General features: G+C 72.4%; 20 protein-coding genes and 1 tRNA gene. 9 read left to right on the top strand and 12 right to left on the bottom strand.

What is annotated here, in order from left to right; translation table 11 throughout:
* The first annotated feature begins 24 nt into the window (after nt 1-24).
* Nucleotides 25-1,584 (top strand): sensor histidine kinase, encoded by a 1,560-nt coding sequence (locus tag GV155_RS07600; protein ID WP_160006691.1) that lies wholly within the window; start codon nt 25-27, stop codon nt 1,582-1,584.
* The gene (locus tag GV155_RS07595) at nt 1,569-2,240 is read left to right on the top strand and encodes a response regulator transcription factor (protein ID WP_160006688.1); all 672 of its coding nucleotides are present in this window, start codon (nt 1,569-1,571) and stop codon (nt 2,238-2,240) included. Before GV155_RS07600 ends, GV155_RS07595 begins: the two co-directional genes overlap by 16 nt.
* A gap of 360 nt (nt 2,241-2,600) precedes the next feature.
* On the opposite strand, the gene GV155_RS07590 is transcribed toward GV155_RS07595, so the two are convergent.
* From GV155_RS07590 to GV155_RS07545, 10 genes are all read right to left on the bottom strand, one after another.
* A complete protein-coding gene (locus GV155_RS07590) occupies nt 2,601-3,128 on the bottom strand; it encodes an HNH endonuclease signature motif containing protein (RefSeq protein WP_160006685.1) in 528 nt (175 codons plus the stop codon).
* A 539-nt stretch (nt 3,129-3,667) separates the two neighbouring features.
* Nucleotides 3,668-4,549, bottom strand: coding sequence for a serine/threonine-protein kinase (locus tag GV155_RS07585; RefSeq protein WP_160006682.1), 882 nt, complete (start codon nt 4,547-4,549; stop codon nt 3,668-3,670).
* 28 nt (nt 4,550-4,577) lie between these two features.
* Nucleotides 4,578-5,030 carry a hypothetical protein gene (locus tag GV155_RS07580; protein ID WP_160006680.1) on the bottom strand — a complete coding sequence of 151 codons (453 nt, stop codon included), beginning with the start codon at nt 5,028-5,030 and terminating at the stop codon, nt 4,578-4,580.
* A gap of 165 nt (nt 5,031-5,195) precedes the next feature.
* Nucleotides 5,196-5,603: a hypothetical protein gene (locus GV155_RS07575; protein ID WP_160006678.1), complete on the bottom strand. Its 408-nt coding sequence runs from the start codon at nt 5,601-5,603 to the stop codon at nt 5,196-5,198.
* Nucleotides 5,600-7,027, bottom strand: a complete 1,428-nt coding sequence (locus GV155_RS07570; protein ID WP_160006676.1) for a DUF4331 domain-containing protein — start codon at nt 7,025-7,027, stop codon at nt 5,600-5,602. The genes GV155_RS07575 and GV155_RS07570 overlap by 4 nt, the downstream gene beginning before the upstream one ends.
* Nucleotides 7,024-7,278 (bottom strand): twin-arginine translocation signal domain-containing protein, encoded by a 255-nt coding sequence (locus GV155_RS07565; protein WP_160006674.1) that lies wholly within the window; start codon nt 7,276-7,278, stop codon nt 7,024-7,026. The genes GV155_RS07570 and GV155_RS07565 overlap by 4 nt, the downstream gene beginning before the upstream one ends.
* A 106-nt stretch (nt 7,279-7,384) precedes the next feature.
* Nucleotides 7,385-7,456, bottom strand: a tRNA-Val gene (locus GV155_RS07560).
* 164 nt (nt 7,457-7,620) lie between these two features.
* Nucleotides 7,621-8,091, bottom strand: a complete 471-nt coding sequence (locus tag GV155_RS07555; protein WP_201300101.1) for a peroxiredoxin — start codon at nt 8,089-8,091, stop codon at nt 7,621-7,623.
* A complete protein-coding gene (locus GV155_RS07550; RefSeq protein WP_160006672.1) occupies nt 8,088-9,728 on the bottom strand; it encodes an AMP-binding protein in 1,641 nt (546 codons plus the stop codon). The genes GV155_RS07555 and GV155_RS07550 overlap by 4 nt, the downstream gene beginning before the upstream one ends.
* A gap of 109 nt (nt 9,729-9,837) precedes the next feature.
* The gene (locus GV155_RS07545; RefSeq protein ID WP_160006670.1) at nt 9,838-10,278 is read right to left on the bottom strand and encodes a DUF3052 domain-containing protein; all 441 of its coding nucleotides are present in this window, start codon (nt 10,276-10,278) and stop codon (nt 9,838-9,840) included.
* 240 nt (nt 10,279-10,518) lie between these two features.
* Between GV155_RS07545 and aceE the strand changes: the two genes are divergently transcribed.
* Nucleotides 10,519-13,329: a pyruvate dehydrogenase (acetyl-transferring), homodimeric type gene (gene aceE, locus GV155_RS07540; protein ID WP_160006668.1), complete on the top strand. Its 2,811-nt coding sequence runs from the start codon at nt 10,519-10,521 to the stop codon at nt 13,327-13,329.
* A gap of 111 nt (nt 13,330-13,440) precedes the next feature.
* Here aceE and GV155_RS07535 read toward each other — a convergent pair whose 3' ends face one another.
* On the bottom strand, nt 13,441-14,400 hold the full coding sequence (locus GV155_RS07535) for an alpha/beta fold hydrolase (RefSeq protein ID WP_236554144.1): 960 nt from the start codon (nt 14,398-14,400) through the stop codon (nt 13,441-13,443).
* Nucleotides 14,401-14,559: 159 nt separating this feature from the next.
* Here GV155_RS07535 and GV155_RS07530 point away from each other — a divergent pair, with 159 nt between their 5' ends.
* From GV155_RS07530 to GV155_RS07505, 6 genes are all read left to right on the top strand, one after another.
* Nucleotides 14,560-15,786: a PucR family transcriptional regulator gene (locus GV155_RS07530; RefSeq protein ID WP_236554142.1), complete on the top strand. Its 1,227-nt coding sequence runs from the start codon at nt 14,560-14,562 to the stop codon at nt 15,784-15,786.
* A 101-nt stretch (nt 15,787-15,887) separates the two neighbouring features.
* Entirely contained in the window at nt 15,888-17,081 is a 1,194-nt protein-coding gene (locus tag GV155_RS07525; protein ID WP_328820788.1) for an acyltransferase domain-containing protein, read from the top strand.
* A complete protein-coding gene (locus tag GV155_RS07520) occupies nt 17,078-18,088 on the top strand; it encodes a beta-ketoacyl-ACP synthase III (protein WP_442938827.1) in 1,011 nt (336 codons plus the stop codon). Before GV155_RS07525 ends, GV155_RS07520 begins: the two co-directional genes overlap by 4 nt.
* Nucleotides 18,089-18,171: 83 nt before the next feature.
* Nucleotides 18,172-18,417: an acyl carrier protein gene (locus GV155_RS07515; protein ID WP_160006666.1), complete on the top strand. Its 246-nt coding sequence runs from the start codon at nt 18,172-18,174 to the stop codon at nt 18,415-18,417.
* 63 nt (nt 18,418-18,480) lie between these two features.
* The gene (gene fabF / locus GV155_RS07510; protein WP_160006664.1) at nt 18,481-19,719 is read left to right on the top strand and encodes a beta-ketoacyl-ACP synthase II; all 1,239 of its coding nucleotides are present in this window, start codon (nt 18,481-18,483) and stop codon (nt 19,717-19,719) included.
* Nucleotides 19,719-21,170 (top strand): carboxyl transferase domain-containing protein, encoded by a 1,452-nt coding sequence (locus tag GV155_RS07505; RefSeq protein ID WP_160006662.1) that lies wholly within the window; start codon nt 19,719-19,721, stop codon nt 21,168-21,170. The genes fabF and GV155_RS07505 overlap by 1 nt, the downstream gene beginning before the upstream one ends.
* 46 nt (nt 21,171-21,216) lie before the next feature.
* Here the strand turns inward: GV155_RS07505 and GV155_RS07500 are convergent, their stop codons facing one another.
* Entirely contained in the window at nt 21,217-21,735 is a 519-nt protein-coding gene (locus GV155_RS07500; RefSeq protein WP_160006660.1) for a DUF3145 domain-containing protein, read from the bottom strand.
* Nucleotides 21,736-21,751: the final 16 nt, after the last annotated feature.

Raw genomic sequence — 21,751 nt, 5'->3', positions numbered from 1 at the left:
CGGGCGAGGCGCCCGGGTGTCTCCGTGCGCACCCGTCTCACCGTGGCCACCGCTCTGCTCGTCGCCCTGTCGCTGGCCTCGGCCGGGTTGCTGGTCTACACCTTCGAGGACCAGCGTCGTGCCGAGGAGATCACCGCGGAGATCGACCAGGAGTTCGCCGAGCTCGACGGGTTGCGCGGTGGCCTCGACCCCGAGACCAGAGAACCGTTCGTCAGCCCTGAGCAGCTCCTGCGGACCTTCCTGGCCCGCAACGTCCCCGACGACACCGAGCTGCTCGCCGGCTGGTGGGACGGTTCCACCCGGAGCTTCTCCTTCGGCAACGACGAGATCGTCATGGACCCGTCCTTCGACGCCGCGGTGGGCCCGCTGCTGGCCGACAACGGGACGACCGTCATCGAGACCCCGGAGGGCCGCCTCCAGCTCGACGTGCAGACCGTCCGCTTCGGGGCCGACGGCGGCGAGGGCGCGCTCGTCGTCGGCACCTTCCTGGACCGCGCGAGGTCCGGTCTGCTGGAGACGATGCGCACCTACACCCTGGTCGCGCTGGTCCTCCTCCTCCTGGTGACCGCGGTCGCCGCGTGGCTCTCCGGGCGGCTGCTGGCGCCGCTGCGCACCCTGCGCACGGCGGCCGAGTCGATCGGCGAGACCGACCTGTCCCAGCGCATCCCGGAGCGGGGCAACGACGACATCACCGCCCTCACCCGCACCGTCAACGGGATGCTCGGCCGCCTGGAGACCGCCTTCGTCGCCCAGCGGCAGTTCCTGGACGACGCCGGCCACGAGCTCCGGACGCCGCTGACCGTGCTCTCGGGCCACCTGGAGCTGCTCGACCCCGAGGACCCGGCGGAGGTCCGGGAGACGCAGGAGCTGCTGCTCGACGAGATCGACCGGATGAGCCGCCTGGTGCGCGACCTGATGCTGCTGGCCAAGAGCGAGCGGCCCGACTTCCTGCACCCCGAGCCCGTACGCCTGCACCGGCTCGTCTCCAGCACCCTGGCCAAGGCCACCGCGATGGGGCCCCGGGACTGGCGGCTGGACGCCAGCAGCCGGGAGAAGGTCGTGCTCGACCAGCAGCGGATCGCGCAGGCCCTGCTCCAGCTGGCCGACAACGCCGTCAAGCACACCGCCCCCGGCCAGGTCGTCGCGCTCGGCGCGGACACCGACGGCGACCGTGCCCGGCTGTGGGTGCGCGACACCGGGCGCGGCGTCCCGGCCGCGGACCGGGGCCGCATCTTCGAGCGGTTCGGTCGCTCCGTCGTCCCCCGGGGCGACGAGGGGTTCGGCCTCGGCCTGTCGATCGTCGGAGCGATCGCCGCGGCGCACCACGGCTCCGCGCACGTCGAGGACGGCACGGACGATCAGGGCGCGCCCTGCGGCGCCCGCTTCGTGATCACGCTGCCGCTCGTGCAGCCCGACGGCGACGGCGACGACAGCCGCGACCACACCGGCGACACCCGGACCGAGGCGACCAGCGACGGCGTGGACACCACCGACAGGGCACCCTTCGCACAGGCCCTCCCCCCGACCACCCCCGACCCCACCCAGCACAGCAAGGAGACCGAGGAGACATGGCGAGGATCCTGATCGTGGAGGACGAGACGAGGATCGCCTCGTTCCTGGACAAGGGGCTGCGCGCCGAGGGCCACCTGACGACGGTCGTCGGCGACGGCAAGCAGGCCCTGGAGCTGGCGCTGGACGACGACCACGACCTGGTGGTGCTCGACCTGGGCCTGCCCGGGCTCGACGGCATCGACGTGCTCGACCAGCTGCGGGCCCAGGGCTCGCGCGTCCCGGTCATCGTGCTGACCGCCCGCGACTCGGTCAACGACACCGTCTCGGCGCTCGAGGGCGGCGCGGACGACTACATGGCCAAGCCGTTCCGCTTCGCCGAGCTGCTGGCCCGCGTACGCCTGCGCCTGCGCCAGGCCAACGACGCCGCGGCCGGCCCCCGCGAGGAGGCCCTCGAGGCCGGCGACGTCCGCCTCGACCTCCGCACCCGCCGCGCGTCCGTCCACGGCCGCGCCATCGACCTCTCGGCCCGCGAGTTCCTGCTCGCCGAGATCTTCATGCTCAACCCCGGCCAGGTGCTCTCGCGCGAGCAGCTGCTCGACCACGCCTGGGGCTTCGACTTCGACCCCGGCTCGAACGTCGTCGACGTCTACGTCGGCTACCTCCGCAAGAAGCTGGGCACCCAGGTGATCAGCACCGTCCGCGGGATGGGCTACCGCTTCAACCCCTGACACCGCCCCGCCGAGATGACGCTCGCGGACAGCCGAGATGACGCTTCCGGCGCCTCGAGACGACGCTCGCGGCGCCTCGAGATGACGATTTCGGACAGGGCGGTGGCCCCGGTGGGCGAGCGAAGCGAGCGTCACGAGACCGGGCAAGGGGTCGATGTGTGGATTGCATCCACCAGGTGAGCGCGATCCACACATCGACGCGCGGCGCGCCCCCGGCGTTCCGGTGGTCGAGGGCGCGCGGACCCGGTGGTCGAGGGCGCGCGGACCCGGTGGTCGACGGCGCGCAGCACCCGGTGGTCTACGGCGCGCAGCACCCGGTGGTCGAGGAGCGAGCGAAGCGAGCGTCACGAGACCCTCGGCCTATGTCCTGCGGTGGAAGGTGACCTTGTTGTCGGCGTGGATGGTCATGTCGTAGGCGGGGTCGTGGGCGCGGGCGTGGTGGTGCGGGCAGAGCAGCCGTCCGTCCTCGATGTCTGTCTTCCCACCTTTCGAGAACATCGTGTCGTGGTGGGCGTGACACAGCCCCGGTGGCCAGTCACAGCCCTTCGCGGTGCAGGACTTGTCCCGGGCGTGCATGGCGTAGGTCTGCGCGGCGGTGTACTTGCGTCGGGCCTTGCCCTGGTGGAGGACCTCACCGTTTCCGCCGAGGACCACGGGGATGATCCGCGCCTCACAGCCGACCTGGACTTCGTCGGCGTGGGCGAAGACGGCGAGCTTGAGGGAGGTGACCTTCGATTCCAGGACCGCCAGCGCCTGGATGGTGTCGCGGGTGGTCGCGGCGTCCAACGCGAACAACGGCCGTTCGGCCAAGGCCGTCACGCTCGCCGCGAGGGCGCGGACACCGCACGGGACGGGGTGCCCGGTGGTGGTGTCCTCGGTGGTGGCCATGGATCAATTCAAGCACTCGCCGCCGACAGTACTTGGCTGTTTCCACAGGTCAGAGGCGGTTCTGCACAAGCAGAGCGGTCGCATTCGATCAAACGTTCAGTAACAGTCGCTGTGTGGGTCTCGTGACGCTCGCTGCGCTCGCTCCTCGACCAGCGGGGTTCTGGGTCTCGTGACGCTCGCTTCGCTCGCTCCTCGACCAGCGGGGTCCTGGGTCTCGTGACGCTCGCTTCGCTCGCTCCTCGACCACCTGCGGGTAAGGGTCTCGTGACGCTCGCTTCGCTCGCTCCTCGACCACTGGGGGCGCGGCCGCTCCTCGACCTGCGGGGTCCTGGTCTCGTGACGCTCGCTGCGCTCGCTCCTCGACCACCGCGGGTGCTGCGCTCGCTCCTCGACCACCGTGGTTCTGGGTCTCGTGACGCTCGCTTCGCTCGCTCCTCGACCACCGGCGGGGTCCTGGTCTCGTGACGATCGCTTCGCTCGCTCCTCGACCACCGAGGCCCTGCGCTCGCCCCTCCACGCCTATCGTCGTCGCTCGCGCCTCAGCCGCGGACGGAGAAGGTCAGGCGGGCTGCCGGCTGCGCGGCCAGCACCGGCTCGAGCGCGGCGGCGACCTCGTGGGGCGCGGGGCGGTCGGCGGGGCGCTGCTCGAGCGCCGCCTGGATGATCGTGGCCACCGCAGCAGGGACCCGGTCGGGCAGCGGGGAGGGGCGGTCGACCAGCTGGGGGTACTGCTCCTCCGGCTCGCCGGCCGACGGCCGGGGGTCGGCGAAGGCCCGGTGGCCGGCGACGGCCTCGAAGAGGGTCGCGCCGAGCCCCCACACGTCGCTCTCCGGACCCGGGGTACCGCGCGAGCCGGGGGCGCACTGCTCGGGAGACATGTAGGCGTCGGTCCCGATCCGCCCGGTCAGTGCCGCGGCCGCGGCCGTCGAGCGCGCGACCGAGAGGTCGATCAGTCGCGCCGGGGCGCCCATGATGATGTTGCTCGGCTTGAGGTCGAGGTGCACCACGTCGACGTGGCCGAAGTAGTGCAGCGCCGAGGCCATCTCCACCGCGAGCGGCAGGTACTGCGCCTCCTGCAGCGGGCCGTACCGCCGGACGAGGCTGGACAGGCGGGGCCCGTCGAGGTGCTCGAGCACGACGTGCGGGCGCTCCCCGGCGAGCTCGTGGCGCAGGCCGCGGACCACCGCCGGGTGGTTCACCAGCGCGAGCGTGTCGACCTCGCGCCGCAGCCCACGCAGGCTGTGCGGGTCGGCGACCTGGTCCGGCCGGACGACCTTGACCACGACCGGGCCGTAGGTGATCTCGTCGAAGGCGAGGTACGCCTCGTAGGCCGAGCCGCCGCCGAGCAGCCGCACCGCGGTCAGCGCGTCGGTGATCCGGTCACCGTCGCGGAAGCGCCAGCGCCCGTCGCGCCCGGTCACGTCGTCGTCCTCCGCCGTCCCGCGGCCGTCAGTCGTCGTCGCCGGTCTGGTCGTCGTCGCCGGTCTGGTCGTCGTCGCCGGTCTGATCGTTCGTGACGTCGTCGGCGTCGTCGTTCGTCTGGTCGCCGTTCGTCTGGTCGGCGTTCGTCTGGTCGCCGTTCGTCTGGTCGGCGTTCGTCCGGTCGCCGTTGGTCTGGTCGCCGTTGGTCTGGTCGCTGGTCGCGCCGATGGTCCGGTCGTTCGTCGGGACCTCGGAGCCGTCGTCCGCGACGTCGTCGCGGGTGAGCTGGGTGAGGTCGCGGTCACCGGTGTCGTCGTCGTCCTCGTCGTCGACGAGCACCACGTCGGCGGTCTCCTCGTCGCGCTTGAGGAGGTCGTCAGCGGCGGCGGAGGCCGCACCCGACAGCGGGAAGGCGAGCACGCCGGCGGCGACGAGCCCGGCGGTGAAGGTGGTGCCGACGGTGAGGGTGGAGCGCTTCATGGTGGTGTCCTCTCGCGGGGTGGGACCCGGGTACGGAGGGTTCCTCCCCGGGTGTGGACACCACTGTGCTGGCCCGCGGTGAAGCCGGCGTGAGACACCGATGAGAGGCCTCTCACCGTCGACGGGCGACGGTGGGAGACCTCTCATGGAGGTGGGACGGAGGGTTCAGACGGGCCAGTCGAGCGTGGTGACCTCGCCACCGCGGACCGTCGCCTCGAGCACGACCGTGGTCGAGCCCTTCGGCACCAGGCGGTAGGCGCCCTCGCGCAGCGCCGGGTAGACCAGGGCCGGCACCTCACGCCCCGGCCCCAGCGGACGGCGTACGACGGCGACGTGCTGCGGTGCTCCGTCGTCGTGCCCGTGACCGTGACCGTGGCCGTGACCGTGGCCGTGCTCGGCCTGGGGCCCGGACGGGTGCTCGCCCTCGGCGAGCACCTCGACCTCGTGACCGACCAGGTCGGTCGGCATCACCACGATCAGGGCACCCACGTCACCCCCGATGTCGAGCAGGACCATGCCCTGCCCGGCGTCGGGGTTCTCCGGGGAGTCCGGAGGGCGCGGGTGCTCGGTCAACGCCGCGCCGCCGTGCCCTGGCCACCGTCGGGGTTGGTCGGCTCGGCGGTGGTCGTACCGGGCACCGTCTGGTAGCCGCCGCCCGGCAGGCCGAGGAACGGGAAGTCGTCCAGCAGGTCGGCGTTGGTGTTCTCCGTGCCGTCGGTGAGCTGGCCGGCGGCGCCGTCCGGCGTGAAGGAGGGGTCCACCAGCGGGATGGTGACCCCGGCGACGGCCCGCAGCTCGATGGCCACGACCTCGTCGTCGATGCGGCGACCGTTGGGGAAGCCCGACAGGTCGCCCCCGACCACACCGAAGTTGCTGTAGCCCTCGTCGCCCTGCACCTTCGGCGGGATCGCCACGTTCAGACGCAGCAGGTCGGCGGGGTTGGGCCCGGTGTAGTTCTGGAACCCGGGGACCACGCCGGACGGGATGCCCGTCAGCAGGATCGCGTCGAGGTCCGCCCGGGGCTTGTCGTACGCCTCGAGGTTGGGGAAGACGTCCGGGTAGAGCACCGGCAGCAGGCCGGCGAGCTCCGGGGTCTGGACGTACTTGCGGAACGGCGCGTCCTGCGAGGGGGCCACGGCGTTCCAGCGGTCCTTCTCCCCCATCGGGACGATGACCTCGTTGAACAGCGGGTTGGCCAGGCGCGAGACCTGGACCCAGGGACCGGTGCCCTCGTAGGAGCCGGTCTGGGGGTTCCAGGTGCGCGCACGACGACGGCTCGCCGTCGCCCAGACGCCGATGACGGACTTGCGTGCCGCCGGGTTCGTGGGCGTGGACCCGTCGCGCGTGAGCTCCTTGATCGGGACCTCGAGGGCGATGGAGTGGACGTTGTAGGACTGCACCGAGTTGATGCCGTCCATGTTCGCGAGCGGGACCAGGTGGTTCTCGTTGAACGGACGCAGCGCGCCGAGGTCGAAGATGCTGCCGAGGTCCACGTGGAAGGCGTCGGCGCGCTGGCCGGCGAAGAAGCGGCGACCACGACGGGTGTGGGTGGCCTCCTCGGCGAGCGCGGCGTAGTCACCGGTGCTCCGCGTCCCCACGTTGACCGGCGGGGTGGGCAGCCGCTCGGCGAGGACCCGCCGGCGACCGTTCTTGACCCGGGTGACGCTGTAGAACTGCGGGCGGTTCCAGTTCTCGCTGCCGACCGACTCGATCGGGCCGGTGTTGTAGAGGAAGGACTCGCCCTTGACCTCGGTCGTGAACTTGAACTCGTAGGTGACCGCCGGCTTGTTGTCGTTGCGGTTCGAGACCTTGATCTCGTACAGGACGTCGTCGCCGAACTCGTAGAAGTTCGGGCCGCCGTTGGGCTGCTGCAGCGGCAGGAAGTTCGCGATCAGGACCACGTTGTCAGGGCGGTTCGGGTTGCGGAAGGCGTAGACGTCGGTGCCGTCGGCGACCGGGTCCTTGGAGATCTCCGGTGCTTCGCGGTGGCTGCTCATCGGGTGCCTCCTGCGGCGTTGAGGATGCGGGTCACGAGGTCGCGGTCGCGCACGACGACCTCGTCCTCGCCCACGAGGAGCGTGACGACGTCGCTCTTGGGGTCGTCCACGAGCACGAGCACGCGCTCGCGCGCGGCGCGCGCGCTGGGCTTGGCCGAGGCGGCCGACGCGGTGCCGACGAGAGCGGCGCCCCCGACGGCTGCGGTGACGCCGGTGGCGGCGAGGAACTTCCTTCTGCTGGTGTCGCTCATGCTGGGTGTCCGTCCTGGAGGAGGGTGGCTGCGAGTGACTCGCATCACGCGGCCTTCGACACCGACGGCGGACCGGATTGGTCTGGGACGGAACTAATTTCCGACGTGGGCGCAGAGGGGATCGAACCCCCGACATCTTCCTTGTAAGGGAAGCGCTCTACCGCTGAGCTATACGCCCCGGCCCGGGCCTGCGCGTGGCGGCCGACGGGCGCCGACAGACTAACCCCTGCCGGGCGGGAGCACGCGGGCGGGAAGACAGAGACGGACCGCCGGCGTCTCGGGTCGCCAGCGGTCCATCAGGGACGAGCGTAGGTCGGGTGGCCAGGGCGCGGTAGTCCCGGCCTAGTCCAGCGCGTGCAGCTGGCGCAGGTGCTCGTCGAGGTCGCGGCCCTCGGGCATCGCGTTGTGCACCGACCAGCGCACCGTCCCCGCGCGGTCGATGACGTAGGAGGAGCGCCGGGGCGCCCCCCGCGCCTCGTCCAGGACGTCGTAGGCGCGGGCGACCTCGCCGTGCGGCCAGAAGTCCGACAGGAGCGGGAAGTTGAGCCCGTCGGTGTCGGCGAAGGCCCGCAGGGCGTAGAGCGGGTCGCAGGAGATCGCGAGCACCTCGGAGTCGAAGGTGACGAACTCCGCCAGCCGGTCGCGCACCGCGGTCAGCTCCCCGGTGCAGACGCCCGAGAAGGCGTACGGGTAGAACAGGATCGCCACCGACTTGTGACCCCGGTACGACGACAGGGTCACGTCCTGCCCGAACTGGTCGCGCAGGGTGAAGTCGGGGGCCGGTCCGCCGATGCGCAGACCCTGCTCGCTCACGTGTCCCCGTCCTCCTCGCCGATCCCGGCGAGGTCCTTCTTGAGGATCTTGCCGGTCGCGTTGCGCGGCAGCTCGTCGATCACGACGATCTCGCGCGGCACCTTGTAGCGCGCCAGGTTCTTCTTCACCCACGCCTTGAGGTCGTCCTCGGTGGTCGTCGCCCCGTCGCGCAGCGCGACGTACGCCTTGAGCCGCTTGCCGAAGTCCTCGTCGTCGACCCCGATCGCGGCGGCCTCCGTCACGTCGGCGTGGTCGGTCAGGCAGCCCTCGACCTCCTGCGGGAAGACGTTCTCGCCGCCCGAGACGATCATCTCGTCGTCCCGGCCCTCGACGTAGAGCCGGCCGTCGTCGCCGAAGCGTCCGACGTCGCCGCTGGACATCAACCCGTCGACGACGTCCTTGTGCCCGCCGCCGGTGTAGCCCTCGAAGAGCAGACCGTTGCCGACGAAGATCCGCCCGGACTCCCCGTGCGGCACCTCCTGGTCGTCCTGGTCGAGGATCTTGACCACGGTGGCGTGCGGCGGGCGACCGGCCGACGACGGTGCCTCGCGAAGGTCCTCGGGCGTGGCGATGGAGGCCCAGGCCACCTCGGTGGAGCCGTAGATGTTGTAGAGGTTGTCGCCGAACTCGTCCATCCACGTGGTGGCCAGGTCGCCGGGCAGCGCCGAGCCGGACGCGGCCACGACCTTGACGCGAGCCAGGTCGTAGCGGGCGCGGACCTGCTGATCGAGGCCGAGCATCCGCTGGATCATCACCGGGATGACCACGAGGGAGTCGCAGCGCTCCTCCTCGGTGGTGCGCAGGCACTGCTCGGGGTCGAAGGAGCGGCGCAGCACGACGGTGGAGCCGAGCAGCATGGCCAGGGCGAAGTGGGCGAAGCCCCAGGTGTGGAACAGCGGGGCGGCGATGTGGGTGCGCCAGCCCCGGCGCAGCGGCATCCGGCTTAGCAGCGAGACGGCGGCGTCGACGCCGGCCTCGTTGCGCGGGGCTCCCTTGGGCGTGCCGGTGGTGCCGGAGGTCAGGATCACGATGCGCCCGTGCCGCTGGGGCGGCTCGAGGTCGTGGTCGTCCTCGCCGGTGATGAGGCGCTCCAGCACGTCGGCGCCGCCGAGGTCGTCGGGGTCGCCGTCGACCCAGGCCACCACCCGCTTCTCCACGTGCGCCTCGGCCAGGAGCTCGGTGAACTCCTCGTCGTGGATGACCACGACCGGGCTCTCCCGCTCGAGCACCTCGACCAGCTGCGGGCCGGCGAAGGCGGTGTTGAGGTAGAGGATGTCGGCGCCGAGCTTGGCCACCCCCACGGTGGCGTCGACGAAGCCGCGGTGGTTGCGACACATCAGCGCGACGGAGTCGCCCTCCCCCACGCCACGGGCGCGCAGGGCGCGGGCCAGCGCGTTGGAGCGGCGGTGGATCTCGTCGAAGGTCAGGCAGCCGAGCTCGTCGACGAGACCGACGCTGTCCGGCTCGCGCAGGGCCAGGGTGGCGAAGCCACCGGCCGGGCCGGTCCCCCACCCCTTCAGGGTCGTGAGCAGCCGGGCGAGCACCACCGGCGAGTACGGCTTGATGACGCCGGCGCCGGCAAGCACCTTGAGGCTGACGGCCGCGTTGCCGGCACGGAGGGCGAGGTTCTGGAGCACGGGCGGTCCTTGACGTCGTCGGAAGGAGGGAGCAGCAGCAGAGCCTGCCACGTCCCGGACGACGTCCGCGTCCCCCCGCGCGGGGCCGGTGGCGTGTGGGCCGAGTCCCTCAGGCCGGGGGCTTGGGCGCGACGAGCCGCGTCGCGGCCCAGTCGCGGCTCACGGTGACCGAGGTGGTCTGGGCGAGGCCGGCGATCGGGGCTGCCTCGGCGACGTCGGCGGCGTCCACCGACCGGGGGCGGCCCACCTTCGGGGTGAGCAGCCAGATCACGCCGCCGCCGACCAGGTCGGTGAGGGAGTCGACGAGCCCGTCGACGAGGTCCCCGTCGTCGTCGCGCCACCAGAGCAGCACGGTGTCGACCACGTTGCCGTACTCGCCGTCGACCATGTCGGCGTCCAGCGTGTCCTCGATCGAGGCGCGCAGCTCCTCGTCGACGTCGTCGTCCCAGCCCAGCTCCTGGACCACCATCCCGGACTTCAGACCCAGCCTCTCGGCGGGTCCGGTCGTGGGGCCTGTCTGGGTGGACCCGCCACCCGCGGTCGAGCTCACTGGTGCCTCCTGTCGGCGTGGTGCCGTCCTACGTGTGGTGCGTGATGGTCGCGGCTGCAGCGCGCGTCCGGTGTCGTCGAGGACGCGGGTCTCGGCCCGGTCCGATGGACAGTCCAGCGGAGTTGGCCCGGCCGCGCAACCCCGCGCGCCGCTGACCTGCCGTGACGTGCGCCGCGCGGGCGCTGCCGGCGTACTCGCGGGTAGATTCCGTGCACCCCGCGCGCGTGCGACGATGGGAGCGTGACCGAGCAGAAGACGACCCCTGACACCGACACGGCACCGGGGGCGACCACGCGCCCCGAGCGGGTCTCGGTGATCCACGAGGGCCTGCCCACCCAGCTCCCCGACATCGACCCGGAGGAGACCCAGGACTGGATCGACTCCTTCGACTCCATGCTGGACGAGCGCGGCCGCGACCGTGCCCGTTACGTGATGCTGCGCCTCCTCGAGCGCGCCCGCGAGACGCAGGTCGGCGTGCCGGCGCTGCGCAGCACCGACTACATCAACTCGATCCCGCCGGAGCGGGAGCCGTGGTTCCCCGGTGACGAGGAGGCCGAGCGCCGGATCCGCGCGTTCATCCGCTGGAACGCCGCCGTCATGGTCTCCAGCGCCAACCGCAAGGGCCTCGAGGTCGGCGGCCACATCGCCACCTACCAGTCCTCCGCCTCCCTCTACGAGGTCGGCTTCAACCACTTCTTCCAGGGCAAGGACGCCCCCGGCGGCGGCGACCAGGTCTACATCCAGGGCCACGGCTCCCCGGGGGTCTACGCGCGCGCCTTCCTCGAGGGCCGCCTCGACGAGCAGCAGCTCTACCGCTTCCGCCAGGAGGTGCAGCACGGCAAGGGCCAGGGGCTGCCCTCCTACCCGCACCCCCGCCTGATGCCGGAGTTCTGGGAGTTCCCCACGGTCTCGATGGGTCTCACCGGGATCAACTCGATCTACCAGGCCCGGTTCAACCGCTACCTGCACAACCGCGGCATCAAGGACACCGACCAGCAGCACGTCTGGGCGTTCCTCGGTGACGGCGAGATGGCCGAGCCCGAGTCGCTGGGTGCGATCGGCGTGGCCGCGCGCGAGGAGCTCGACAACCTCACCTGGGTCATCAACTGCAACCTGCAGCAGCTCGACGGCCCGGTGCGCGGCAACGGCAAGATCATCCAGGAGCTGGAGTCGACCTTCCGCGGTGCCGGCTGGAACGTCATCAAGGTCGTCTGGGGCCGCGAGTGGGACCAGCTGCTGGCCCGCGACGTCGACGGCGTCCTGGTCAACCGGATGAACAGCACGCCCGACGGCGCCTTCCAGACGTACTCGGTCGAGACCGGCGACTACGTCCGTGAGAACTTCTTCGGCGTCGACCCCCGCCTGCGCAAGATGGTCGAGCACATGAGCGACGGCCAGATCCAGAAGCTGCCCCGCGGCGGCCACGACTACCGCAAGGTCTACGCGGCCTTCGACGCGGCCAAGAAGCACGCCGGGCAGCCGACGGTGATCCTGGCCAAGACGGTCAAGGGCTGGACCATCGACGGGCTGGAGGGCAAGAACGCCAGCCACCAGATGAAGAAGCTGACCCCGGACGACCTGAAGAAGTTCCGGGACCGGCTCTACCTGCCGATCTCGGACCGCGACCTCGAGCGGTCCTACGACGAGACCGGTGCGGCGCCGTTCTTCCACCCCGGCAAGGACTCCGACGAGATCCAGTACATGCTCGAGCGCCGCAAGGCCCTCGGTGGCTCCGTCCCGCGCCGGGTCAACCGCGCGACGATGCTCGACCTGCCCGGTGACGCGATGTACGCCGAGCTCAAGCAGGGCTCCGGCAAGAACAAGGTCGCCACCACGATGGCCTCGGTGCGCCTGCTCAAGGACTGGATGAAGGACCCCGCGATCGGTCAGCGGATCGTCCCGATCGCCCCCGACGAGTACCGCACCTTCGGGATGGACTCGATGTTCCCGAGCGCGAAGGTCTACAACCCCGGCGGCATGCGCTACGAGTCGGTGGACCGCAAGCTGCTGCTCTCCTACAAGGAGTCCAAGCAGGGCCAGATGCTGCACGAGGGCATCTCGGAGGCCGGCGCGATGGCCTCGGCGACGGCGGCCGGGTCGGCCTACACCACGCACGGCGAGCACATGATCCCGTTCTACATCTTCTACTCGATGTTCGGGTTCCAGCGCACGGGCGACTCGATCTGGGCGATGGCCGACCAGATGTCGCGCGGGTTCCTGCTCGGCGCCACCGCCGGCCGCACCACGCTGACCGGCGAGGGCCTGCAGCACGCGGACGGCCACTCGCCGCTGCTCGCGGCGACCAACCCGGCGGTCGTGCACTACGACCCGGCGTTCGCCTACGAGGTCTCGCACGTCATGCGCAGCGGCCTCGAGCGGATGTACGGCAGCACCGAGGAGCACCCCGACGGCGAGAACGTCATCTTCTACATGACGGTCTACAACGAGCCGGTCTCGCAGCCCAAGGAGCCCGAGGACCTCGACCACGAGGGCCTGCTCAAGGGCATGCACCGCATCTCCGCCGCCGAGGGCGACGGGCCGAGCGTGCGGCTGATGGCCTCCGGGATCGCCTACCCGTGGATCGAGAAGGCCGCGCGCCTGCTCGCCGAGGACTGGGGCGTGACCGCCGAGCTGTGGTCGGTGACCTCCTGGAACGAGCTGGCCCGCGAGGCCGTCGCCACCGAGGAGCACAACCTGCTGCACCCCGGCGACGAGGGGCGTACGCCGTGGGTCACCGCCAAGCTGGGCGACTCCTCGATGCCGACCGTCGCGGTCACCGACTTCATGGCCGCGGTGCCGCTGCAGATCGCGCGCTGGGTCCCCGGTGACTACCGCGTCCTGGGCACCGACGGGTTCGGCTTCGCCGACACCCGCCCGGCCGCCCGGCGCTTCTTCCACGTCGACGCCGAGTCGGTCGTGGTGCAGACGCTGCAGGCGCTCGCCGACGCCGGCCAGGTCGACCGCGGCCAGGTCGAGAAGGCCTTCGCCGAGTACCGCATCGACGACCCCACCGCGGTGTCCGACGTGAAGCAGGAGGGCGGCGACGCCTGATCGGTGGCGCCGACGCGCCGCACGCCACGACGGCCGGGTCCCCGCGAGGGGGCCCGGCCGTCGTGCGTCGTACGTCAGGCTGCGGCAGGTGGCCGGTCGCCCGGCCGTCGCTCAGGCGGTCTCGACGCTGGTCAGCGTCGGCGGCGGCGCGGCGTCCAGGCCGCCGCGCAGCAGGGCGCGCCACTTGGCCCGCGAGTAGGTGGCGGGCCGGGTGCCGCGGACGAACTCGTCGACCGAGCGGGCGAACCGCTCGGGATGGTCCTTGTGCGGGAAGTGCCCGGCGTCCTCGAAGACCTCGACGCGCGCCTTGGGAGCCAGGGCGGCGACGTTGGCGGCGTGGAGCACGGGGATGACGTGGTCGTCGCGGCCCCAGACCACCGCCATCGGCATCGCGTCGGTCAGGTAGGCCCGGTCGGCCATCGTGACGATCTGCCCGCGCCAGTCGACCACGGCACGCACGACGTGCCGGATCGCGTGCCGGGCGTTCGGGTCGGTGAAGGTCTCGTAGATCGCCGCCACCTCCGCCAGGTCGCGGGTGTGCCGCGAGCCGGTCGCCCTCAGCAGGTGCAGCCCGGCCTTGCCGACGTGCCGTACGCCCGGCATGGTCAGCACGCCCATCGCGTGGTGGTAGCCCGGCGTGGTGATGGCCCGGATCACCGGGCTGACCTCGGGGCCCAGGCCGCCGGAGGAGACCAGCAGCAGCCGCTCGGTGCGCTCGGGGAACTGGTAGGAGAACTGCATCGCCACGCCGCCGCCGAAGCTGTGCCCGACCACGGTCACCTTGTCGATGCCGAGGACGGTGAGCAGGTCGCGCATGCCGTTGGCGTAGCCGCCGAGGCTGTAGTCCGCCCGGGGCTTGGCCGACTGCCCGTGGCCCAGCAGGTCGGGGGCCAGCACCGTGTAGCGCTCGGCCAGCCGGTCGATCACCGGCTCCCAGGTGGTGTGGTCGCAGCCGAGGCCGTGCAGCAGCAGCAGCACGGGTCCCGAGCCGACCTTCACGTACGCGCGCCGGTGACCGTGCACCGTCACGAACTGCACCTCGTGGCGCGAGGCGTGCTGGGTCTGGGGCACCGGGGCCTCCTGGGAGGGGACTGGTCTCGGATTCAACCACGCCGGCCCTGCGGGATCCTGCAGTTCGCCGATTCTCTCCTGCCGGCGGTGGCCGACGGTCCAGTGTGCCGGATCCGGGTCGACAGCTCCCCGGCCGCCCCGGAGGGCTAGGGTCGCGGGGTGCCAGCACCGCAGGGGCCCGCCACCGCGCGGCGTACCGAGTGGCGCGAGCGCTGCGCGAGCGCGGTGTCGCGGTCCACCGGCTCCCTGAGCAGCGCCGCGGTCACCCGGATGGAGGCCGAGCACGCCTGGTTCTCCGACCTCGACGCCGAGAACCGGTCCTGGGTCGGCCTGATCCTCCAGGCCGGTGTGCGCGGGTTCGCCGACTGGTTGCGGCGGGGCGAGGCCACCTCCGGCGCGCCGGACCACGGCGGGCACGGTCCGGCGCTGGCCGCGTCGGTCTTCGGGGCCGCACCGCGGACCCTGGCCGGCATCATCACGCTGGCCCAGACCGTCGACCTGGTCCGGCTCACCATCGAGGTCGTCGAGAGCAACGTCGACGCCATGGTCGACCCCGCCGACGCACCCGACCTGCAGGTGGCGGTCTCGCGCTACGCCCGCGAGGTCGCCTTCGCCACCGCCGAGGTCTACGCCCGCGCCGCCGAGGCGCGCGGGGCCTGGGACGCCCGGCTCGAGGCCCTGGTCGTCGACGCCGTGCTCCGCGCCGAGGCCGACGAGACCGTGCTGTCCCGGGCCAGCGCGGTCGGCTGGGAGGCCCGGGGCGAGGTCGCCGTGGTCCTCGGCGACGTCGCGGCCGGCGTCGGTGACCCGGCCGCCGAGACCGGGCTCTTCGAGGAGGTGCGCCGGTGCGCCCGTGCGGCCGGCCTCGACGCGCTGTGCGCGGTCCAGGGCGAGCGCCTCGTCGTGCTGCTCGGCGGTGTCCGCGAGGCCCGCACCGCTGCGGCCGCGGTGGCGCCGACCTTCGGCCCGGGGCCCGTCGTGGTCGGCCCCGTCGTCACCGACCTGACCCGGGCCCACCTGTCGGCGCGGGCAGCCCTGTCCGGCTACCGGGCCGCGACCGGGTGGCCCCAGGCGCCCCGCCCGGTGCCCAGCGTGGACCTGCTGCCGGAGCGGGTGATGGCCGGCGACGGCCACGCCCGCCGGCACCTGGTCGAGGACGTCTACCGCCCGCTCGCAGCCGAGCGCGACATCCTGGTGTCCACGCTCGCCGCCTGGTTCGCCCACGCCGGCTCCACGGAGGCGACCGCGCGCGGGCTCTTCGTCCACCCCAACACCGTGCGCTACCGGTTGCGACAGGTGGCCGAGGTGGCCGGCCTGGACCCGCACGACCCCCGGGACGCCCTCACCCTGCAGCTCGCCCTCGTGCTGGGGCGGCAGGCGGGCTGACACCCTGGCCCCGGATGTCCAGAAGTTGTGGGAACCCCACAAAGGTCCCCCGGTGAGATTGGTTCGCGCCGGAGGCGACACCTGCGCCGGATGAGGGGACAGTGGACCTCGTGCTCGTCATCGTCGCCCCCGGCCAGGGAGCCCAGTCCCCCGGTTTCCTCCGCCCCTGGCTCGAGGACCCGACCTTCGCGTCGCGCCTGGAGTGGTTGTCGGTGGTGGCCGGGCTCGACCTCGCCCACTACGGCACGGACGCCGACGCCGAGGCCATCCGTGACACCCGGGTCGCCCAGCCGCTGCTCGTCGGCACCGGACTGGTCGCCGCCCTCGAGCTCTTCCCGCACCCGCACGACGCCTTCGACCAGATCGGCGCCGTGGCCGGCCACAGCGTGGGTGAGCTCGCCGCCGCGGCCGGCGCCCGCGTGATGACGGCGGAGCAGGCGATGGTCCTGGTCCGCGAGCGCGGCCTGGCCATGGCCGAGGCGGCCGCGGCCACCCCGACCGGGATGACCGCCGTGCTCGGCGGCGACCGCGACGACGTCCTGGCCACGCTGGAGCGGCACGGCCTCACCCCCGCCAACGACAACGGCCCCGGGCAGGTGGTCGCCGCCGGCACCGCCGCGCAGCTGGCCGCCCTCGCCGACGACCCGCCGACCAAGGCGCGCCTGACCTCGCTGTCGGTCGCCGGCGCCTTCCACACCCACCACATGGCTCCTGCCGTGGACCGGCTGGCGCACCTGGCCCGCTCGGTCTCGGTCCACGACCCGCGCACCGCGGTGATCAGCAACCGTGACGGCCAGGTCGTCCACGACGGCACCGAGGTGCTGCGCCGCATCGTGGGCCAGATCGCCAGCCCCGTGCGCTGGGACCTGTGCCTGGAGACGATGAGCGACCTCGGCGTCACCGGCGTCCTGGAGATGCCGCCGGCCGGCACCCTGACCGGGATCGTCAAGCGCAACCTGAAGGGCGTCGAGACCTTCGCGCTCAAGACCCCCGACCAGCTCGACGACGCCCGCGCCTTCTGCGCCCGCCACGGCGAGGGGTCGCTGATCGCCTCGACCCCGACCTGGCGGATGGTCGTCTCCCCGAGCAAGGGGATGTTCCACCGCGCGCCGGAGGCCGACGTCGACCACCTCGCCGCGGGCACCGTGATCGGGCGGGTCGCCAGCACCCGCGACTCCGTCGACGTGCCCGCCGCCCACGGCGGCCAGGTCGTCGAGTGGCTCGTCGAGGACGGCGACCCGGTCGCCCCCGGCCAGCCGCTGCTGCGCCTGCACCCGACCGGGAGCGCCTCGTGAGCGGCCCCGTGGAGCTGCGCAGCAGCCAGGGCGCCCCCCACGCCGCCATCCTGGGGCTCGGCGCCTACCGGCCCTCCCGCGTGGTGCCCAACTCCGAGATCGTCGGGCGCATCGACTCCACCGACGAGTGGGTGCAGCAGCGCTCGGGCATCCGGGAGCGTCGCTGGGCCACCGAGGACGAGACCGTGCAGTCGATGTCGGTCGCCGCGAGCCGCGTGGCCCTGGAGCGCGCGGGGATCGACGCCGCCCAGATCGACTGCGTCGTGGTGGCCACCATCAGCCACATGATGCAGACCCCTGCCGTCGCCACGCTGATCGCCCACGAGCTCGGCACCGAGCAGGCGGCCGCGTTCGACGTGTCCGCGGCCTGCGCCGGCTTCTGCCACGGCGTCGCGATGGCTGCCGACTTCATCCGGGCCGGCAGCGCCCGCCACGTGCTGGTGATCGGGGTGGAGAAGCTCTCCGAGATCACCAACCCCGACGACCGCGGCAGCGCCTTCATCTTCGCCGACGGCGCCGGCGCCATGGTGATGGGACCCAGCGACGTCGCCGGCGTCGGTCCGGTCGTCTGGGGCTCCGACGGTGAGCAGTACGACCTGATCCGGCAGCGCGAGGACTGGCGCGACGTGCTCGTGGCCGAGGAGCCCGTGATCCCGCACCTGGTGATGCAGGGCAACGCGGTCTTCCGCTGGGCCTCCTTCGCGATGGCCAAGATCGGCCGCGAGGCCATGGACCGCGCGGGGGTCACCCCCGACCAGCTCGACTGCTTCGTGCCCCACCAGGCCAACATGCGCATCACCGACGCCATGGCACGGGCGATGAAGCTGCCCGCCGGGGTACGGATCGCGCGCGACATCGCCGAGCAGGGCAACACCTCGGCGGCCTCGATCCCGCTCGCCCTGGCCCGGATGTACGACGAGGGCGACGCGAAGAGCGGCGACCTCGCCCTGCTCATCGCCTTCGGCGCAGGCCTGGCCTACGCCGCCCAGGTCGTCCGGCTGCCCTGACCGGCGCCGGCCGACCCCTCGGCGCGACCCGCGTCGACCCACCGAGTTCCCGCACGACCCCCACCACGAAGGAGACACCAGAGATGGCCACCACCGAAGAGATCCGCGCCGACCTCGCCGAGATCACCAACGAGGTCGCCGGCACCGACACCGCCCACGTCCAGCTGGACAAGTCCTTCATCGACGACCTCGACGTCGACTCGCTCTCGATGGTCGAGATCGTCGTGGCCTGCGAGGAGAAGTTCGGGGTGACCATCCCCGACGAGGAGGTCAAGAACCTCAAGACCGTCGGCGACGCCGTGGCCTACATCGAGCGCGCCCAGGGCTGAGGCCCTGCCGGACCGCCCCCACCACCCTCTCACCAGCACAGCACCACGAGGAGTCGACCAACCATGAGCCGCACACGTGTCGTGGTCACCGGGATGGGGACCACCAGTCCCCTCGGCGGTGACGTGGCCTCCACCTGGGAGGGTCTGTTGGCGGGGCGGTCCGGCGTCCGCGCCCTGACCGAGGAATGGGCCGAGGACCTCCCGGTCAAGATCGCCGCGCGCGTCGCGGTCGAGCCGACCGAGGTCCTGGAGCGCGTCAAGGCGCGCCGCTACGACCGCTCGACCCAGCTGGCGATGGTCGCCGCGATGGAGGCCTGGCGCGACAGCGGCCTCGAGGGTGCCGAGATCGACCACGACCGGCTCGGCGTGGCGATGGCCTCCGGGATCGGCGGGGTCAACACCCTGCTCTCCAACTACGACAGCCTGATCGAGAAGGGCCCGCGACGGGTGTCGCCGCTGGCCGTGCCGATGCTGATGCCCAACGCGCCCGCTGCCAACATCAGCCTGTACGTCGGCGCCCGTGCCGCGGTGAACACCCCCGTGTCGGCGTGCGCCTCCGGCAACGAGGCGATCAGCCTCGCGGTCGACCAGATCCGTCTGGGTCGTGCCGACGTCGTCCTCGCCGGCGGCACCGAGGCCGCCATCCACCCGCTGCCGATGGCCGCCTTCGCGAACATGATGGCGCTGTCGAAGAACGCGGGCGACCCCACCACGGTCTCGCGGCCCTGGGACACCGGGCGCGACGGGTTCGTGCTCGGCGAGGGCGCCGGCGTGCTGGTGCTGGAGTCCGAGGAGCACGCCAAGGCCCGTGGCGCCCGCATCTACGCCGAGGTCCTCGGCGCCGGCATCACCGCCGACTCCCACGACATCGCGCAGCCCGACCCGGCCGGTCGGGGCGGGTCGCGCGCCATCCTCCGCGCGCTGCACGAGTCCGACGTGGACGCCGAGTCGATCGTGCACGTCAACGCGCACGCCACCTCGACGCCCAAGGGCGACATCGCCGAGGGCCTGATGCTGCACGCCACCCTGGGCGCGCACGCCTCCGAGGTCGTCGTGACCAGCACGAAGTCGATGACCGGCCACCTGCTGGGCGGAGCCGGCGCGCTGGAGGCGATCGCCACCGTGCTCGCCCTGAGCCACCGCACCGTCCCGCCGACGATCAACCTCGACGACCTCGACCCCGAGGTCGACCTGGACATCGCCACGAAGCCGCGCGACCTGCCCGTCGGCGACGCCGCGGCGCTGAACAACTCCTTCGGCTTCGGCGGCGCCAACGTCGCCGTGGTCTTCGGGAGCGTCTGATGACGCAGGTCGCGAACCCCGCACCCGCCCCGAGCGGCAAGCCGCCGAAGCTGCCGCGCGAGGAGGACCCCCGCAACCCGCTCCTGCGCCTCGAGGCGCTGCTCGACGACGGGACGTGCGAGCTCCTCTCCGAGTTCGACGAGTCCGGCATGCTCGCCGCTCGCGGGCGCGTCGACGGCACCGACGTCGTCGCCTTCTGCTCCGACGCCACCGTGATGGGCGGCGCCATGGGTGACGACGGCTGCCGCGTCGTGGTCGACGCCTACCACCGGGCGATCACCGACGGCGTGCCGATCATCGGGCTCTGGCACTCGGGCGGCGCCCGCCTGGCCGAGGGCGTGCTGTCCCTGCACGCCGTGGGCCGGATCTTCGCGGTGATGACGCAGGCGTCCGGGGTGATCCCCCAGATCTCGGTCGTCCTCGGCCCGGCCGCCGGCGGGGCCGCGTACGGCCCGGCGCTCACCGACGTGGTGATCCTCGGGCCCGAGGGCAGGATCTTCGTGACCGGCCCTGACGTGGTCCGCTCGGTCACCGGCGAGGCCGTCGACATGCTCCGTCTCGGCGGGCCCGAGCCGCACGGTCGCCGCTCCGGCGTCGTGCACGTCCTCACCGAGTCCGAGCGCGAGGCGCTCGACAAGGCGCGCACCATCGCCCACCTGCTCGGCACGCAGGGCAGCCTGCGCCTCACCGACGTGGTCGACCGCGACCTCGAGGCCCTGCTGCCGGAGTCGCGCAAGCGGGCCTACGACGTGCACCCGCTCGTCGACGGCCTGCTCGACGAGGGGACCGCGCAGGAGCTGCACGCGCGCTGGGCACCGAACATCGTGACCACCCTCGGCCGACTCGGCGGCCGCACCGTCGGCGTCGTGGCCAACAACCCGCTGCGCCTCGGCGGCTGCCTGGACTCGCTGTCGGCCGAGAAGGCCTCGCGGTTCGTGCGGCTGTGCGACGCGCTGGGCGTGCCGCTCGTCGTGCTGGTGGACGTCCCCGGCTACCTGCCCGGCGTCGGTCAGGAGTGGGACGGCGTCGTCCGGCGCGGGGCGAAGCTCCTGCACGCCTTCGCTGAGTGCGTGGTCCCCCGGGTCACCCTGGTGACCCGCAAGACCTACGGCGGCGCCTACATCGCCATGAACGCGCGCTCCCTCGGCGCCACCCGGGTGCTGGCCTGGCCCGGGGCCGAGGTGGCCGTGATGGGCGCGGTGGCCGCCGTACGGATCCTGCACCGCCGCAAGCTCGCCGAGGTCGCCCCGGACCTGCGCGCCCAGGTCGAGGCCGAGCTGGCCGCCGAGCACGAGCGCCTCGCGGGTGGCGTCGAGCGGGCCGTGGAGATCGGGGTCGTCGACGAGGTCGTCGACCCCGCGCTGACGAGGTCGTCCATCGCGAAGGCCATCGACGAGGCGGTGCAGACCGACGGCGTCCGCCGCGGCCACCACGGCAACATCCCGCTCTGAACGAGCGGCTTGCCTGGGCCGCCGGCGCGGCGGCCCAGGGAGGCGACTAGACGACCTGGTGCAACCAGCGGACGGGAGCTCCCTCGCCGGCGTGGCGGAAGGTCTCGAGCTCGTCGTCCCACGGCTTCCCGAGCAGCTTGTCCACCTCGAGCTCGAGCGTCGTCTCACCGAGCGAGGACTTCACCACGGCGGCCTTGAGCCGGTCCTCGGGGATGAGGATGTCGCCGTGCACGCCGGTGACGGCGTGGAAGACGCCGAGGGACGGCGTGGAGGAGTACCTGGCACCCTCACCACCCGCTGTCGCGTCCTCGGTGACCTCGAAGCGGAGGTGGTCCCACCCCCGCAGCGCCGACACCATCCGCGCGGCGGCACCGACGTCGCCGGTCCACGAGAGCTCTGCCCGGTGGCTCCCGGCCTGGGCGGGCTGCGGGGTCCACGAGGGGTTGACCGCAACACCGAGCACGCCTCCGACGGCCCACTCGATGTGGGGGCACAGTGCCGAGGGCGCCGAGTGGACGTAGAGCACGCCTCGGGCAGGCACCCGCACTGAGCTGGATGTCGTCATCGCTGTCCTCCATCGG

This window comes from Nocardioides sp. AX2bis (assembly GCF_902506435.1).
Taxonomy (GTDB): domain Bacteria; phylum Actinomycetota; class Actinomycetes; order Propionibacteriales; family Nocardioidaceae; genus Nocardioides.
This window is presented reverse-complemented; position numbering and strand designations above follow the sequence as displayed.